The sequence below is a fragment of the Pseudomonas sp. LH21 genome (assembly GCF_036549575.1).
Classification (GTDB): domain Bacteria; phylum Pseudomonadota; class Gammaproteobacteria; order Pseudomonadales; family Pseudomonadaceae; genus Aquipseudomonas; species Aquipseudomonas peradeniyensis.
The window spans coordinates 5,301,097-5,316,242 of the sequence record NZ_CP144367.1 but is presented as its reverse complement, the minus strand read 5'-3'; the positions used below and the strand labels follow the sequence as shown (position 1 = coordinate 5,316,242).

Genomic DNA, 15,146 nt, shown 5'->3' with positions numbered 1-15,146 from the left:
GCCTCGAGTCAGGAACAGAAATCCAGGGGCAGGCGGCGCGGCACGTACTGGCCCTTGCCCAGTTGCTCGGCGTCGCGCAGGGTCCGCCAGGTGTAGTCCAGGGCGCTGCGCACGGCGCTCTCCAGGTGCTCGCCCAGGGCCAGGCGACCGGCCAGGGCGCTGGCCAGGGTGCAGCCCGAGCCGTGGTAGCTGCCCGGCAGGCGCTGGCAGGTCCAGGTGTGTTGCTGGCCGTCGCGGCTGTACAGGCGGTTGTGGATTTCCACTTCGTCGCCGTGACCGCCGGTGATCAGCAGGTGTCTACAGAACGGCAGCAGCTTCTCGGCGCACTCGTCCGCCGTGCCTTCAGGCAGTTCCGCCAGGATACGCGCCTCCGGCAGGTTCGGCGTGGCGATGGTGGCCAGCGGCAGCAGGCGTTCGCGCAGCGCGTAGCCGACCTCGTCCTTGCCCAGGCGACCGCCGCCGCCGGCGCGCAGCACCGGGTCGCAGACCAGTGGCAGGTGCGGATGGGCGGCGAGTAGTTCGGCGATGGTGTCGACCATCTCGATCGAGCCGAGCATGCCCAGCTTCACCGCGGCCACCGTGGAGTCGGCCAGCACGGCGTTGGCCTGGGCCAGGACCCACTCGCGGTCGAGCACGCGGAAGTCGGAAACGTTGACGGTATCCTGCACGGTCAGGGCGGTCACGGCCGGCGCGGCGTGACAGCCCTGGGCGATCAGGGCTTCGATATCTGCCTGCAGCCCGGCGCCACCACTGGGGTCGTGGCCGGAGAGACAGAGGACAACGGGGCGGGAGCTGTAGGTATTCATGGTCGGCGAGCTTATCACCAAACCTTTTTCTGCGGTTCGCTCGCGGCGAGAGAATTGCTGATCAAGTGGTCAGGTTGAACTGGCTGTATATTCTGAAGCATGCGTTCTAGAGCCTCTACATGCAAATTCAAGGTGGCTGCTGGCCAGTGCTGGAGGCTATGCTAGAGTGCTCGGATAACTCGATAAATGGGTTCTGCCGGATCACGTCGTCTCAAAGGGATGGGAGGCAACCGCGACGCGACCGCACAGGCCATGCTGGGGCTGTATGCGCTATTTGCTGATTGTGCTTCTGGGCTGCTTGCCCATGCTGGCCGGAGCGGTCGAATTCGACGACGCCACCGGACGCCTGCCGCTGGGTCGGTACATGCAGGTCTATGAAGACCACGATGGTAGCGCCAGCATTGCCCAGGTCAGTTCCGCGGCGTTCACCGGGCGCTTCCAGGCGCATCAGGAGGAAGTGCTCAATGCCGGCTACTCCACCTCGGTATTCTGGCTGCGGGTCGATCTAGCCTATGCCGCCGTCCCATCGGCCGCGCCACGCCAATGGCTGCTGGAGCTTGCCTACCCGCCGCTGGATCACCTGGAACTCTACCTGCCGGACGCGCAGGGCACCTATCGCCTGGCCCGGCGCACCGGTGACGCGCTGCCCTATGCCAGCCGGGAGATCCGCCAGAACAACTACCTGTTCGAGTTGCCGCTGCAGCCCGGCCAGGCGACCACCGCCTACCTGCGTCTGCACAGCCAGGGCTCGATCCAGGCGCCGCTGACATTGTGGTCGGCCGAGGCCTACCTGGAAGACCAGCCCACCCGGCTTTATGTGCTGGGCATGATCTACGGCGTGCTGCTGGTGATGCTGGTGTACAACCTGTTCATCTACCTCAGCGTGCGTGATGTCAGCTACCTGTACTACATCCTTTATATCGCTTCGTTCGGTCTCTACCAGGTCTCGGTCAACGGCGCCGGCATTGCCTATTTCTGGCCGGACAGCCCGTGGTGGGCCAACGCCGCCACCCCGCTGTTCATCGGTGCCGCCGGGCTGTTCGGCTGCCAGTTCGCCCGCCACTTCCTGCAACTTGGCAGCCTCAGCCGGGGCTTCGACCGCCTGCTCAAGGGCTTGATGGCTGGCGGCGCGCTGGTAATGGTGCTGGCAGTGACCTTGCGCTACGGTGTGGCGCTGCGCATGGCCACGGTGCTGGCGCTGCTGTTCACCGTCAGTATCTTCAGCGCCGGGCTCTATGCCTGGTGGCGCGGATTGCGCGTGGCGCGCTGGTTCATCATCGCCTGGACCGCCTTCCTCGCTGGCGGGCTGGTCAACACGCTGATGGTGCTGGGTTACCTGCCCAACGTGTTCATCACCATGTATGCCAGCCAGTTGGGCTCGGCCCTGGAAGTGGCGTTGCTGTCGCTGGCCCTGGCCGACCGTATCAACAGCCTGCGCGAGCAGCAGGCGCAGACCCTGCGCGAAACCGGGCGCACGCTGGAGCAACTGAACCTGCAGCTGGCGCGCAGCAACCGGCTCAAGGACGAGTTCCTGGCCACCGTGACCCATGAACTGCGCACGCCGATGAACGGTGTGATCGGTTCGCTGGAGCTGCTGCACACCCTGCCCATGAGCGCCGAGCAGGCCCAGTACCACCGCACCGCCACCGGCTCTGCCCAGGACATGATGTCGATGGTCGACGACATCCTCATCCTTACCGAATTGCAGGCCGGGCGCCTGCGCAACCAGGGCATGGCGTTCAGCCTGCGACGCCTGCTTCAGGAACTGCGTGCCGGCTATGCCAGCCAGGCGCTGGCCAAGGGCCTGTACCTGAGCCTGGACATCCCCGCCGACCTGCCCGACAGTCTGGTCGGTGATGCGCAGAAGCTTGCCCGCTGCCTCGCCTGCCTGGTGGACAACGGGCTGAAGTTCACCCACCAGGGGGGCGTCACCGTGCAGGCCCGTGGCCGGCGCACCGGGCCGGACAGCCTGGTCCTGAGCCTCACGGTCAGTGACAGCGGCATCGGCTTCGATGACCTGGACCAGGCGGTGCTGTGCCAGCGCTTCTTCCAGGTGGACGGCTCGATGACCCGGCGCTACGGCGGGCTGGGCATCGGCCTGTCGATCTGCCGGCAGCTGGGTGAGTTGATCGGTGCGCAGCTGTCCCACGAGTCGACGCCGGGCCTGGGCAGCCGCTTCGAGCTGACTCTGGCCCTTGCCGTGGCGCAGGTGCAGGTACCACCGGCGCGTGCAGCCTCGGGGCTGGAGCGCTTCTGACGGACCCGTCGCGGTACCCGTGGGAGCGGGCTTGCCCCACGATCAGGGCGCGAAGCGCCCCCATGTAGTCCGTTTTGTCACTTTGACTCGAGGGCCTGCGGTGCTTCACTGGGTTATCCAGGCATGACCGGATCCAGGAGGCCGCCGATGAACCTGCACCAGTTCGCTGAAACCCACGAAGTCACCAACCAGCCGCCGTCCCTGGACGGCGCCAACCTGTATCGCCTCGACCAGCCCCTGCAGGAGTGGTCACGGCGGTTCGGCGCCGGCTGGGCCGAGTCGCGGATCGACGCCTACGGTGCCCTGGCCGGTGGTCCGTTGATGGCCGCGGGTTTCCTGGCCAATGCCCACAAGCCCGAGTTCAGCAGCCATGACCGCTACGGCCACCGCATCGACCTGGTGGAGTTTCATCCCGCCTATCACCAGTTGATGCGCACCGCCGTCGAGCACGGCCTGCCTTCGCTGCCCTGGGCCGAGCCACGGGACGGCGCCCACGTGGCGCGGGCCTCGATGACCTACCTGCACAGCCAGGCCGAAGCCGGCACCGGCTGCCCGCTGACCATGACCTTCGCCGCCGTGCCGGCCCTGCGCCTGCAACCCGAGCTTGCTGGCTACTGGCTGCCGAAGATCCTGGCTCGCGAATACGACCCGCGCAACGTCGGTGACCGACACAAGGCCGGTGTCACCATCGGCATGGCCATGACCGAAAAGCAGGGCGGCACCGATGTTCGCGCCAACACCACCCGCGCCTACCCGGTGGGCACGCCCGGCCCGGGCCAGCCCTATGAGCTGGTGGGGCACAAGTGGTTCTGTTCGGCGCCCATGTGCGACGCCTTCCTCACCCTGGCCCAGACCGACAAGGGCCTGAGCTGCTTCCTGCTGCCGCGCCACCGGCCCGATGACAACCGCAACCAGTTCTACATCCAGCGCCTGAAGAACAAGCTGGGCAACTGTTCCAACGCCTCCAGCGAGGTGGAGTTCCGCGGTGCCCTGGCCTGGATGATCGGCGAGGAGGGGCGCGGCGTGCCGACCATCATCGAGATGGTGGCCATGACCCGCTTCGACTGCATGGTCGGCTCCAGCGCCCTGATGCGCCAGGCCCTGACCCAGGCCGCGCACCACTGCGCCCACCGCAAGGTCGGCGGGCGCGTGCTGGCCGAGCAGCCGCTGATGCAGAACGTGCTCGCCGACCTGGCCCTGGAAAGCGAGGCGGCCCTGGCCCTGAGCTTGCGCATGGGCCAGGCCCTGGACCGCCTCGATGACCCTCAGCAGGCACACTTCGCCCGGCTGGTCACGGCCGTGGGCAAGTACTGGATCTGCAAGCGCGCCCCCGGGATGATCAACGAGGCCGCCGAGTGCCTGGGCGGCGCCGGTTACGTCGAGGACAGCATCCTGCCGCGGCTGTACCGCGAGGCGCCGGTCAACTCCACCTGGGAGGGCTCGGGCAACGTGCAGTGCCTGGACGTGCTGCGCGCGTTGTCGAAGGAGCCGGGCGTGCTCGAGGCGCTGTTCTGTGAGTTGGGAGACGGCCATGGGGATCCGCGGCTGGCGGCGTTCATCGGTAACCTCAAGGGTGCCTTCGCCGATACCGGCGATATCCAGTACCGCGCCCGGCAGCTGACCGAGGACATCGCCGTGGCGCTGCAGGCCAAGCTGCTGCTTGAGGCGGGCAACGCCACGGTGAGCGATGCGTTTATCGGCAGCCGGCTGGGCGGCGGCGGGCGGGTGTATGGCGCATTGCCGCGCGGGGTGGATGTCGAGGCGCTGGTGGCCAGGGCCACGCCTGCCTGGGCCGGATAATGCCATCGCGGGGCAAGCCCGCTCCCACGCCCCGTCACGTATGTTGCGTGGGAGCGGGCTTGCCCCGCGAAAGGCTCAGTGCCGATTCTCGGGGGTGTTTTTACCCAGCAACGCAGGCAAGATGGTTGTCATGCATTCCATAAGACAGGAAGCCCAGCGTGAGCCAAGCGTTTGTAGTCGTTGATACCCCCGAACAGGCCGTCGACCGTCTGGCGGCCTTGCATGAACAGGCCACCGGGGCCCTGAGCCAGGCCCTCAAGCGCTATCTCAAGGACCGTACCGAGCCGGGTGACGAGGAACGCGCGTTGTTCCGCTACCCGGCCCTGCGCCTAACCTACTCCAGCCAAGGCGAAGTCGCCGCCACCACCCGCGCCTACGCCAAGGTCCAGGTGGACGGCACCTACAGCGTCACCGTCACCCAGCCGGCAGCGTTCCGTGGCTACCTGCTCGAGCAACTGCGCCCGTTGATGCACGACTACACCGTGACCGTGGAAGTCGGCGTCAGCGAGCAGAACATCCCGTACCCCTATGTGGTCGACCAGGGCGATGAGCTGGCGGGCAGCGGCATCACCGCCGCGCAGCTGGCGCGGGTGTTCCCCAGCACCGACCTGTCGGCGGCCACCGATAACACCGCCGATGGCCTCTACGACTGGGAAAGTGCCGAGACCCTGCCGCTGGCGCTGTTCGACGCCGCCCGTGTGGACTTCTCCCTGCGCCGCCTGGTGCACTACACCGGCAGCGACTGGCGGCACATGCAGCCGTGGATCCTTCTCACCAACTACCACCGCTACGTCGACCAGTTCATCGCCCATGGCCTTGAGCAGCTGCGCGAGGACCCACGCTTCGTGCGCATGGTCCTGCCGGGCAACGTGGTCATCGAGAAGGGCATGGACAACGGCGAGGCCCAGGCCCTGGTCGCCAGCGTGGTCTGGCACCGCTACCAGATGCCGGCCTACCACCTGATCGCCGCCGACGGCGATGGCGTGACCCTGGTCAATATCGGCGTCGGCCCGTCCAACGCCAAGAACATCACCGACCACCTGGCGGTGCTGCGCCCGCACTGCTGGCTGATGATCGGCCACTGCGGCGGCCTGCGCCAGTCGCAGACCATCGGCGACTACGTGCTGGCCCACGCCTACATGCGCCGCGACGGCATCCTAGACCGCGTGGTGCCGCCGAACATCCCGATCCCGGCCCTGGCCGAGGTGCAGCTGGCGTTGCAGGAGGCGGCCGCGCAGGTCACCGGCGAGCGCGGCGAGCAGCTCAAGAAGCGCCTGCGCACCGGCACCGTGCTCACCTATGACGACCGCAACTGGGAACTGCGCTGGGCCCAGGAACGTCCGTTGATCAACCTGTCCCGCGCCGTGGCGGTGGACATGGAGAGCGGCACCATCGCGGCCCAGGGCTACCGCCTGCGCGTGCCGTACGGCACCTTGCTGTGTGTCTCCGACAAGCCACTGCACAGCGAGATCAAGCTGCCCGGCTCGGCCAACGCCTTCTACAACCGCGCGGTCAGCCAGCACCTGAAGATCGGCATCGCCGCCCTCGACCTGCTGCGCACCGAGCTCAACTCGCTGCACTCGCGTAAACTGCGCAGCTTCGATGAGCCGCCGTTCCGCTGAGGATCCATGCCCCTGCCACCCCGTAGCACACCGCGCCGCCCTGCGGCGCGGCCCACCGGCCCGCGTCGCCAGCCCAAGGCGCCGCCGGCCGAACCGCGCCTGATCCTGTTCAACAAGCCGTTCGATGTGCTCACCCAGTTCAGCGACGGCGAGGGGCGGGCCACGCTCAAGGACTTCATCGACATTCCCGGCATCTATCCGGCCGGGCGCCTGGACCGCGACAGCGAAGGCCTGCTGTTGCTGACCAACGACGGGCGCCTGCAGGCGCGTATCGCCGACCCGAAGCACAAGCTGGCCAAGACCTACTGGGTACAGGTTGAGGGAGAGCCGAGCGAAGAGCAGCTAAAGCGCCTGCGTGACGGCGTCGAGCTCAACGACGGGCTGACGTTGCCGGCCCAGGCGCGCCTGCTTGAGGAGCCCGAGCTGTGGCCGCGCAATCCGCCTGTGCGTTTTCGCAAGAGCGTGCCGACTGCCTGGCTGGAGCTGGTGATCCGTGAAGGTCGCAATCGCCAGGTGCGGCGGATGACGGCGGCGGTTGGCTTGCCGACTTTGCGCCTGGTGCGGGTTCGGATCGGTGACTGGACAATCGAAGGGCTGGAGCAGGGCTGCTGGCGCGAAGTGCCGGCGAAGCTTTGAGCCGCACGCGTCCCCCTGTAGGAGCGGCCTTGTGCCGCGAAAGGGCCGCGTAGCGGCCCCGGGAATTTCTGCCTTGATGCTGAAATCTGGGGCTGCTTTGCAGCCCTTTCGCGGCACAAGGCCGCTCCTACAAGGAAGTAGAGTTGCAGGCCGCTACACCCCTTCGAGAAACCCCACCACCACGCTCTTGATGATGAACGCCAGCACGCCCAGGCCCAGCACAAAGAACAGGATCAGCGTGCCAAAGCGCCCGGCCTTGGACTTCTTCGCCAGGTCCCAGACGATGAAGCCCATGAAACCGATCAGCACGGTGACCAGGACGATCATCATCCATTCTTCGAATACTGCGGGATCCATCAGTTCACTCCAGGCAGATTGAGCCCCCGATCATACGCCGCACGTGCAAGGATTCAACGCAGGTGGGTCAATGGCAGCTCGGTGCTGGCCAGCACCTGGTTGAGCACGAAGCTCGAGCGCACGCTGGTCACCCCTTCGATACGGGTCAGGCTGCCCAGCAGCAGCTTCTGGTAGTGGTCCATGTCCGGCACCACCACCTTGAGCTGGTAGTCGGCGTCCATCCCGGTGACCAGGCTGCACTCGAGCACCTGGGGCAGGCTGCGGATCGCCGCCTCGAAGGTCTCGAAGCGCTCGGGCGTGTGCCGGTCCATGCCGATCAGCACATAGGCGGTCAGGCTCAGGCCGAGCTTCTTGCGATCCAGCAGGGCCACCTGGCGCGAGATGTAGCCGTCGTCCTCGAGCTGCTTGACCCGACGTGAGCATGGGGAAGGCGACAGGCCGATGCGTTCGGCCAGTTCCTGGTTGGAGATGCGCGCATCGCGCTGCAATTCGGCGAGGATGCTCAGGTCGTAGCGGTCGAGCTTGCTCATGGAAAGGGCCTTTTCTGTTCAGATTGCTGCGAATTATCGATCCTGAGTGAAAAATTGCGCAAGCGCTATTTATCAGAGCAATCTTCGCAATCCTCTGCCCCGGCGGCTGGCCTATCTTTATCACCAGAATCACTGCCCGGACATCAGTCCACGGCGACGCGCCCTAGGCGGGCGGTCGCGGCCAGCCATCCAACAGGATCCGCCAGGCCCCCGGGCTACGCACTGTCCAGAAGACGGCGCGAGGTGAGCCGGTGCCACAAGCGCCGAGCACGGACGACAATTCCCAAAGGGAGGCCGCAAGGCCTCCCTTTTTTATTGCGCCGCAGGCTGAATGAGTGAGGCCTTGCGGCGGCCAACCACTGCCAGCGCCGCCAGCAGCACCAGCAGCCCGCCCGCCACGGCAATCACGAATCCGCTGCGCGCTGTCGTGGCGTCCACCCACTGGCCGGCGCCTGCCGCGCCGATGGCCACGCCGACATTCAGGCCGGCCAGCAGCCAGGTCAGGCCCTCGGTCAGCTGGCGCTCGGGCACGTTGCGCTCCACCAGGGCCATGGCCACTATCATGGTCGGGGCGAAGAACACCCCGGCCAGCAACACTGCCGCGGCCAGCAGGGCGAGGTTGTCGACCATGAGCAACGGCAGGGTAGCGAGCAGGGTGGCCAGTGCGCCGAGCAGCAACTGGCGGGGCAGCGGCAGTCGCCAGCGCAGGGTGCCGAACAGCAGCCCCGAGGCACAGGAACCCAAAGCATAGGCCGACAGCACCAGGCTGGCGGCGGCCGGCTGCCCTTGTTCGCTGGCGAAGGCGACAGTGGCGATGTCCACCGTGCCGACAATCATGCCCATTGCCACCATCAGCAAGGTCAGTTGACGCACGGTCGGCAGCCGCCATACCGGCAGGCCACTTGCCAACGGTGCGTCGACAGCTGCCGGTGGTGGTTCGCTGGCGGTCTGCATCGCCAGTGCCGCAGTGCCCAGCAACAGCAGCGCGGCGGCGGCCAGCAGCCCGGCCTGAGGGCATAGCGCCACGCTAAGCCCGACCGCCAGGGGTGGCCCGGCGATGAAGCTGACTTCGTCGAGCACGGTTTCCAGCGAGTAGGCGGTCTGCAGTTGGGGTTGGCCGCGATACAGGTGGGTCCAGCGGGCGCGGACCATGGCCGACATGCTGGGCATGCACCCGGCCAGCAGGGCGGCGACGAACAGCAGCCAGTCGGGGCCGCGCAGCCAGGCGCAGGCCGCCATCAACAGCAGTCCGAGCACGCTCAGCAGGCCGGCCAGCGGCAGCACCCGGCGCTGGCCCAGGCGGTCCACCAGGCGCGAGACCTGCGGCGACAGCAGGGCATAGGTCAGCACGAAGCAGGCCGACACCGCTCCGGCCAGGGCATAGTTGCCGCGCCATTGCGCGAGCAGGGTGATGATGCCGATCCCGGTCATCGGCAATGGCAGCCGTGCCAGCAGCCCGGCCAGGGTAAAGGCGCGGGTACCTGCGGGGATGAACAACTGGGCGTAGGGGTTGGACATGCTGCTTCCTCCTTGAGGCGGCCCGCTTGCCGCTGGCTGGGCGGGGCGTGAATAATACGTACAGTGCGTATGATTAAATATTCATACGCGGTGAATGTAAATATTCATACGAAGTGTACGTAAAGGAGAGGCCATGGTTCGCCGCACCCGCGCCGAAATGGAAGAAACCCGTGCCGCCTTGCTGGCGATGGCTCGTCAAGTGCTAGGCGAGCAGGGTTACGCACAGACGTCCATGGACGATCTGACCGCCCGCGCCGGGCTGACCCGCGGCGCGCTGTACCACCATTTCGGCGACAAACAGGGCCTGCTGGCGGCCGTGGTGGCGCAGATCGACGGTGAGATGGATGCGCGCCTGCTGGCCATCTCCGAATCCAGCGATGACCCTTGGCAAGGCTTCTGTCAGCGCTGCCAGGCGTACCTGCGCATGGCCCGCGAGCCGGAGATCCAGCGCATCGTCCTGCGCGATGCGCGGGCCGTGCTGGGCGCCGCTTCGCCCGAGGCGCAGCAGTATTGCATCGCGTCGTTGCAGCGGATGCTGGCGAGGCTGGTCCAACAGGGCGTGGTAGCCGAGGCCGATCCTTGGGCGCTGGCGGCGCTGGTGCATGGCAGCCTGTCGGAAGCGGCATTCTGGATCGCCCAAGGCGAGGACGGTGACGCGCGGCTCGGTCAGGCACTGGGTGCGCTAGAGCTGCTGCTGCGCGGCCTGTTGGCGCGCTAGGCTGTCGGCTATTTCATCTGCCGGTCGCGGTCCGCGGAGTAGACTGCGAATGGTAAAGGCGAGCGTTTTCATCGAGAGGAACAACATGAGTTCGCGCATCTGGCGATTGGCAGGTGTTGGTTTGCTGGGCCTGGGCATCAGCCTGGGCGCCCTGGCCGAAGGGCCTGGAGAAGGGCATGGCGGTCAGCAGGAGCAAGGCGGTGGCGAACGGCGTGGATCGCCGCTCAATTCACGTGACGAAGTGCGCCAGACGCAACCGCCACGCCAGGGCTACTACCAGGACATTCCCCGTCGCTACGGCGACAACCGTTACTGGGAAGCGGGCGGTCCGGGTCAGCGCCCCGGTGGCGACTGGTCAGGCCGGCCCGATGGGCATGGCAATGGCTGGGGGCCAGGGCCGCAGTACCACCCCGGGCATACCGTCGACCGCTTCCCGGATCGCTACTGGAAAGTGCCGTACCGCGGGCAGGACTATTTCTACTCTGGTGGCTACTGGTACCGGCCCCATCGCGGCGGCTACGTGGTAGTCACGCCGCCCTACGGTGTGCGGGTCGGCTACCTGCCGCCCTATGCCCGTGAGGTGTGGTTGAGCGGTGCGCTGTTCTTCCTGGTGGCCGACACGTATTACCAGTACCAGGCCGACAGCCGCGAGTACGTGGTGGTCAATCCGCCCACGGTGGCGCCGGCGCCAATGCCGCAGCAGGGCAGCGGCTACGATGTGATCGCCTATCCGATGTACGGCCAGGGGCCGGAGCAGCAGGAGCAGGACCGCTATCAATGCCATCGCTGGGCGGTGAGCCAGTCGGGCTTCGATCCGGCGACCGCCAGCTATGCGCCGCCGGCCAATGTGACGGACAACTATCGAAGGGCGTTGGGCGCTTGCCTGAGCGGGCGCGGCTACAGCGTCAATTGACGGGGCATTCGCGATAACGGGCTACACCGGGTCGGCGTGAACCATTACATCGGCCCGTGGATAGCGCTGGCGAATGACCTGCGAGGCCTGCACGCACAGCTCATGGGCGGCATGTAGCGGCATGTCGCCGGGCAGCTCCAGATGCAGTTGGACGAACCACTGGCTGCCGGATACCCGCGTGCGCAGGTCATGCACCCCCTTCACCCCGGGAATCGCCAGCACCACTTCGAGCATGCGCTCGCCGATATCGGCGGGCAGCTCCTTGTCCATCAGGATCGCCGTGCTCTCGCGGGCGATCTGTAGCGCGCTCCACAGGATGTACAGGGCAATCCCCAGGCCGAACAGGGCGTCGAGCTGCGGCCAGCCGAAGCGGGCGAGCAGCAGCGCCAGCAGGATGCTGGCGTTGAGCAGCAGGTCGGAGCGGTAGTGCAGCGAGTCCGCGCGCACGGCGGTGGAGCCGGTCAGGCGGATGACCTTGCGCTGGAACGCCAGCAGCGCCACGGTCAGCGCCAATGACAGCAGCATCACCGCGATGCCGGCGGCAGTGTCGCCCAAGGGCTCCGGCGACTTCAGCCGCTCCACCGCCTGCACCCCGATCAGCACCGCGCTGACCCCTATGAACAGCGCCTGGGCCATGCCGGCCAGGGCTTCGGCCTTGCCGTGGCCGAAGCGGTGGTCGTCATCGGCCGGGCGCAGCGCGTAATGCACCGCCAGCAGGTTGAGGAAGGAGGCGGCGGCATCCAGCGCCGAGTCGGTCAGCCCGGCCAGCAGGCTGACCGAGCCGCTCAGCCACCAGGCCACGGCCTTGCTCAGCACCAGGATGCAGGCGACGCTCAGCGAGGCGCGAGTGGCCAGGCGCAACAGGCGTTGGTGTTCGGCGGTGGCGGTCATGCGCAGGAGATCGTCCGAATCAGGTCAGGCAGCGGGTACCAGGCCGTAGCTGGCCAGTTGCTCGACGCTGCCGCGGTGCTGGATCAGCCGCGGGTCGTTCAGCGGCAGGCGCTGGCCCAGTTCGCTTTCAAGGATAGCCTGCAGCTTGGTCCGGTCGACCTGGCCATCGGCATTGATCGCCGGCTTGAGCTTGGCCGGGTCGACATGGGCCGTGGTGCCCCCGGGGTAGTAGATGGCGCCGGTGGCGAAGTCGATGCCGAAGGCGATCAGGCCGGGAATGACATAGAACAGGATACCGATGGCATCCAACGCTGCGACCACCGGATCGATCTTGCCTTCGATCTGGCCGCGACGGTCGGGGTAGAACAGGGTGCCGCAGGCCGTCAACTGGGTCAGCAGGGTGGCGATGAGGGCGCCACCGATGACGCGGGAAGGGATGCGCATGTGAATCTCCGGAAGAAAACGACGAACAACGGCGCGGCAATGGCCTGCGCCTGAGCTTAAGACCATGATAGGGCAGCCTCGGTTCGCCGTTATACTCGGTCGATTGTTCGAGGACCACCATGATTTCATTACCGATCGATGCCGTACTGTCCGACCTGCGCCAGGCCCTGGCCGAACGTGACGAAGCGGTGCTCGAGGCGCCGCCCGGCGCCGGCAAGACCACCCGCGTGCCACTGGCCTTGCTCGCTGAGCCCTGGCTGCAAGGACAGACCATCCTCATGCTCGAGCCCCGGCGCCTGGCCGCCCGCGCCGCCGCCGAACGCCTGGCCAGCGAACTGGGCGAGAAGGTCGGCGAAACCGTGGGCTACCGCATCCGCCTGGACAGCAAGGTCGGCCCGAACTCGCGCATCGAAGTGGTCACCGAGGGCATCCTCACCCGCCGCCTGCAGGCGGATCCTGCGCTGGATGGCGTGGGGCTGCTGATCTTCGACGAGTTCCACGAACGCAGTCTGGATGCCGACCTGGCCCTGGCCCTGAGCCTCAACGGCCGGGCGCTGTTGCGCGACGAGTCGCCACTGAAGATCCTGCTGATGTCGGCGACGCTGGAGGGCGAGCGGCTGTCGCGCCTGCTCGACGACGCGCCGATCATCAGCAGTCAGGGGCGCATGCATCCGGTGGAGATCCGCTGGAGCCGGCCCTGGCAGCCTGGCGAGTTCGTCGAGCCGCGCGTGGTCGACTGCGTGCTCCAGGCCTTGGCCGACGAGTCCGGCAGCCTGCTGGTGTTCCTCCCCGGGCAGGCCGAGATCCGCCGTGTGCACCAGGCGCTGCAGGAGGCCGTGGGCGTGCGTCCGGACGTCCTGCTCTGCCCGCTGCACGGCGAGCTTGACCTGAGCGCCCAGCGAGCCGCCATCGAGCCGGCGCCCAAGGGCCAGCGTAAGGTGGTGCTGGCCACCAATATCGCCGAAACCAGCCTGACCATCGACGGTGTGCGCGTGGTGATCGACGCAGGTCTGGCGCGGGTGCCGCGCTTCGATCCCGGCAGTGGCATGACCCGCCTGGACACCCAGCGCATTTCCCGCGCCAGCGCCACCCAGCGTGCCGGACGAGCCGGGCGCCTCGAGCCCGGCGTGTGCTATCGACTGTGGTCCGAGGCGCAACACGATCAGTTGGCGGCCCATGGCAGCGCCGAGATCCTCCAGGCCGACCTGGCCGGGCTGGCCCTGCAACTGGCACGCTGGGGCGTGCCGCCGGAGCAGCTCAGCTGGCTCGACCAGCCACCGGCGGCCGCCTACGGCCAGGCTCAGGACCTGCTGGCCCGGCTCGGTGCCTTCAAGCCCGGCTGCCGCGACAACCTGAGCGTCCATGGCCAGGCCATGGCCGAGTTGCCTGCGCATCCGCGCATCGCCCATCTGCTGCTGCGCGGGCAGGACCTCGGATTGGCCGACATGGCCTGCGATGTCGCCGCGTTGCTGGGCGAGCGCGACATCCTGCGCGGCGGCGGTGCCGACCTGCACAGCCGGCTGGCGCTGCTCAGCGGTGAAAGCCGTGCCTCCCGTGGCGGGCAGGGCGGCGTGCAGCGCGCCCGGCAACTGGCCCGGCAGTATCGCGGCCAGTTGCGTGGCAAACCGCGCAGCCCAGTCGCCGACCCCGATCATCCCCGCTGGCTGGGCGCCGTGCTGGCGCTGGCCTACCCCGACCGGGTGGCGCAGCAGCGTCGCGAAGGCGGCGCCGAGTACCGCCTGGCCAATGGCCGGGCGGCGCTGTTCGCCGAAGCTGATGCTCTGATGAAAAGCCCGTGGCTGGTGATCGCCGACCTCGGCAGCCGCCAGGGGCAGCGCGAGGAGCGCATCTACCTGGCCGCCGAGTTCGATCCGGCGCTGTTCGACGGTGTGCTGGCCGAGCAGGTAGAGCAGCTCGACCTGCTCGACTGGGACGAACGTGAACAGGTGCTGCGCGCCGAGCGTCAGCGCAAGGTCGGTGAACTGGTGCTTAGCCGCGAGCCGCTGCCGGGGCTGGATGACGACGCACGGGCCAGGGCATTGTTGGGGCTGGTGCGGCGCAAGGGCCTGAACCTGCTGACCTGGACCCCGGAACTGCGCCAGTGGCAGGCCCGTGTCGCCCTGTTGCGTCAGCTGGACCTGGAAAAGGACGGCCACAGCGAATGGCCCGACCTTGGCGACGACGCCTTGCTCGCCAGCCTGGAGGACTGGTTGCAACCTTATCTGGGCAAGGTGTCGCGCCTGAGTCATTTCGCCAACCTGGACCTGCCTTCGATGCTGCGCAACCTGCTGCCCTGGCCGCTGCCCCAGCGTCTGGACGAGATGGCGCCATCGCACCTGGCCGTGCCCTCGGGCTCCAGCATTCGCCTGGACTACAGCGAGCAGCCACCGATCCTTGCCGTGCGCCTGCAGGAGCTGTTCGGCCTGGCCGACACCCCGCGCATTGCCAATGGCCGCCAGCAGGTCAAACTGCACCTGCTGTCACCGGCGCGCCGGCCGGTGCAGGTGACCCAGGACCTGGCCAACTTCTGGCGCACCACCTATGCCGAGGTGAAGAAGGACCTGAAAGGGCGCTATCCCAAGCACTACTGGCCGGACGATCCACTGGTTGCCGAAGCCACGGCCAGGGCCAAGCCCAGGAAAGCCTGACCCGTG

At 67.4% G+C, this 15,146-nt stretch carries 13 protein-coding genes; 7 read left to right on the top strand and 6 right to left on the bottom strand.

Translation table 11 applies throughout. The features are described 5' to 3' along the window. Positions 1-8: 8 nt before the first annotated feature. Positions 9-806 (bottom strand): hydroxymethylpyrimidine/phosphomethylpyrimidine kinase, encoded by a 798-nt coding sequence (locus VUG52_RS24235; RefSeq protein ID WP_050707043.1) that lies wholly within the window; start codon positions 804-806, stop codon positions 9-11. A gap of 265 nt (positions 807-1,071) precedes the next feature. Here VUG52_RS24235 and VUG52_RS24230 point away from each other — a divergent pair, with 265 nt between their 5' ends. The 4 genes from VUG52_RS24230 (at position 1,072) to VUG52_RS24215 (ending at position 7,121) form a co-directional block, all read left to right on the top strand. Then, positions 1,072-3,063: a sensor histidine kinase gene (locus tag VUG52_RS24230; RefSeq protein ID WP_050707042.1), complete on the top strand. Its 1,992-nt coding sequence runs from the start codon at positions 1,072-1,074 to the stop codon at positions 3,061-3,063. Positions 3,064-3,210: 147 nt separating this feature from the next. Continuing rightward, positions 3,211-4,863, top strand: a complete 1,653-nt coding sequence (locus VUG52_RS24225) for an acyl-CoA dehydrogenase family protein (protein WP_050707041.1) — start codon at positions 3,211-3,213, stop codon at positions 4,861-4,863. Between the two features lie 158 nt (positions 4,864-5,021). Next, the gene (gene amn / locus VUG52_RS24220; protein WP_050707040.1) at positions 5,022-6,485 is read left to right on the top strand and encodes an AMP nucleosidase; all 1,464 of its coding nucleotides are present in this window, start codon (positions 5,022-5,024) and stop codon (positions 6,483-6,485) included. A 6-nt stretch (positions 6,486-6,491) separates the two neighbouring features. Then, the gene (locus VUG52_RS24215) at positions 6,492-7,121 is read left to right on the top strand and encodes a pseudouridine synthase (protein WP_050707039.1); all 630 of its coding nucleotides are present in this window, start codon (positions 6,492-6,494) and stop codon (positions 7,119-7,121) included. Positions 7,122-7,274: 153 nt separating this feature from the next. Here the strand turns inward: VUG52_RS24215 and VUG52_RS24210 are convergent, their stop codons facing one another. The 3 genes from VUG52_RS24210 to VUG52_RS24200 all read right to left on the bottom strand — a co-directional run bounded on the left by VUG52_RS24210 (position 7,275) and on the right by VUG52_RS24200 (position 9,526). Further along, on the bottom strand, positions 7,275-7,478 hold the full coding sequence (locus tag VUG52_RS24210) for a DUF2788 domain-containing protein (protein WP_023378567.1): 204 nt from the start codon (positions 7,476-7,478) through the stop codon (positions 7,275-7,277). Positions 7,479-7,531: 53 nt separating this feature from the next. Further along, positions 7,532-8,008 (bottom strand): Lrp/AsnC family transcriptional regulator, encoded by a 477-nt coding sequence (locus VUG52_RS24205; RefSeq protein ID WP_011535815.1) that lies wholly within the window; start codon positions 8,006-8,008, stop codon positions 7,532-7,534. 312 nt (positions 8,009-8,320) lie between these two features. Next, entirely contained in the window at positions 8,321-9,526 is a 1,206-nt protein-coding gene (locus VUG52_RS24200) for an MFS transporter (RefSeq protein ID WP_050707038.1), read from the bottom strand. A gap of 133 nt (positions 9,527-9,659) precedes the next feature. On the opposite strand from VUG52_RS24200, the gene VUG52_RS24195 reads away from it, so the two are divergent. Both VUG52_RS24195 and VUG52_RS24190 read left to right on the top strand, forming a co-directional pair. Continuing rightward, positions 9,660-10,244 (top strand): TetR/AcrR family transcriptional regulator, encoded by a 585-nt coding sequence (locus VUG52_RS24195; protein ID WP_050707037.1) that lies wholly within the window; start codon positions 9,660-9,662, stop codon positions 10,242-10,244. 85 nt (positions 10,245-10,329) lie between these two features. Further along, complete coding sequence (locus VUG52_RS24190; protein ID WP_050707036.1) at positions 10,330-11,157, top strand: DUF6515 family protein; 828 nt, start codon at positions 10,330-10,332, stop codon at positions 11,155-11,157. 21 nt (positions 11,158-11,178) lie between these two features. On the opposite strand, the gene VUG52_RS24185 is transcribed toward VUG52_RS24190, so the two are convergent. Further along, positions 11,179-12,048: a cation diffusion facilitator family transporter gene (locus VUG52_RS24185; protein ID WP_050707035.1), complete on the bottom strand. Its 870-nt coding sequence runs from the start codon at positions 12,046-12,048 to the stop codon at positions 11,179-11,181. Between the two features lie 24 nt (positions 12,049-12,072). Next, positions 12,073-12,492, bottom strand: a complete 420-nt coding sequence (locus VUG52_RS24180) for a hypothetical protein (protein ID WP_050707034.1) — start codon at positions 12,490-12,492, stop codon at positions 12,073-12,075. A gap of 119 nt (positions 12,493-12,611) precedes the next feature. Here VUG52_RS24180 and hrpB point away from each other — a divergent pair, with 119 nt between their 5' ends. Further along, a complete protein-coding gene (gene hrpB, locus VUG52_RS24175; protein ID WP_050707033.1) occupies positions 12,612-15,140 on the top strand; it encodes an ATP-dependent helicase HrpB in 2,529 nt (842 codons plus the stop codon). Positions 15,141-15,146: the final 6 nt, after the last annotated feature.

What these genes read in the sequence shown, in the direction of transcription:
- VUG52_RS24235 (WP_050707043.1), bottom strand. Translation starts at nt 806, where the DNA reads ATGAATACCTACAGCTCCCGCCCCGTTGTCCTCTGTCTCTCCGGCCAC.
- hrpB (WP_050707033.1), top strand. Translation starts at nt 12,612, where the DNA reads ATGATTTCATTACCGATCGATGCCGTACTGTCCGACCTGCGCCAGGCC.
- VUG52_RS24200 (WP_050707038.1), bottom strand. Translation starts at nt 9,526, where the DNA reads ATGTCCAACCCCTACGCCCAGTTGTTCATCCCCGCAGGTACCCGCGCC.
- VUG52_RS24185 (WP_050707035.1), bottom strand. Translation starts at nt 12,048, where the DNA reads ATGACCGCCACCGCCGAACACCAACGCCTGTTGCGCCTGGCCACTCGC.
- VUG52_RS24190 (WP_050707036.1), top strand. Translation starts at nt 10,330, where the DNA reads ATGAGTTCGCGCATCTGGCGATTGGCAGGTGTTGGTTTGCTGGGCCTG.
- VUG52_RS24210 (WP_023378567.1), bottom strand. Translation starts at nt 7,478, where the DNA reads ATGGATCCCGCAGTATTCGAAGAATGGATGATGATCGTCCTGGTCACC.
- VUG52_RS24195 (WP_050707037.1), top strand. Translation starts at nt 9,660, where the DNA reads ATGGTTCGCCGCACCCGCGCCGAAATGGAAGAAACCCGTGCCGCCTTG.
- VUG52_RS24230 (WP_050707042.1), top strand. Translation starts at nt 1,072, where the DNA reads ATGCGCTATTTGCTGATTGTGCTTCTGGGCTGCTTGCCCATGCTGGCC.
- VUG52_RS24180 (WP_050707034.1), bottom strand. Translation starts at nt 12,492, where the DNA reads ATGCGCATCCCTTCCCGCGTCATCGGTGGCGCCCTCATCGCCACCCTG.
- VUG52_RS24215 (WP_050707039.1), top strand. Translation starts at nt 6,492, where the DNA reads ATGCCCCTGCCACCCCGTAGCACACCGCGCCGCCCTGCGGCGCGGCCC.
- VUG52_RS24205 (WP_011535815.1), bottom strand. Translation starts at nt 8,008, where the DNA reads ATGAGCAAGCTCGACCGCTACGACCTGAGCATCCTCGCCGAATTGCAG.
- VUG52_RS24225 (WP_050707041.1), top strand. Translation starts at nt 3,211, where the DNA reads ATGAACCTGCACCAGTTCGCTGAAACCCACGAAGTCACCAACCAGCCG.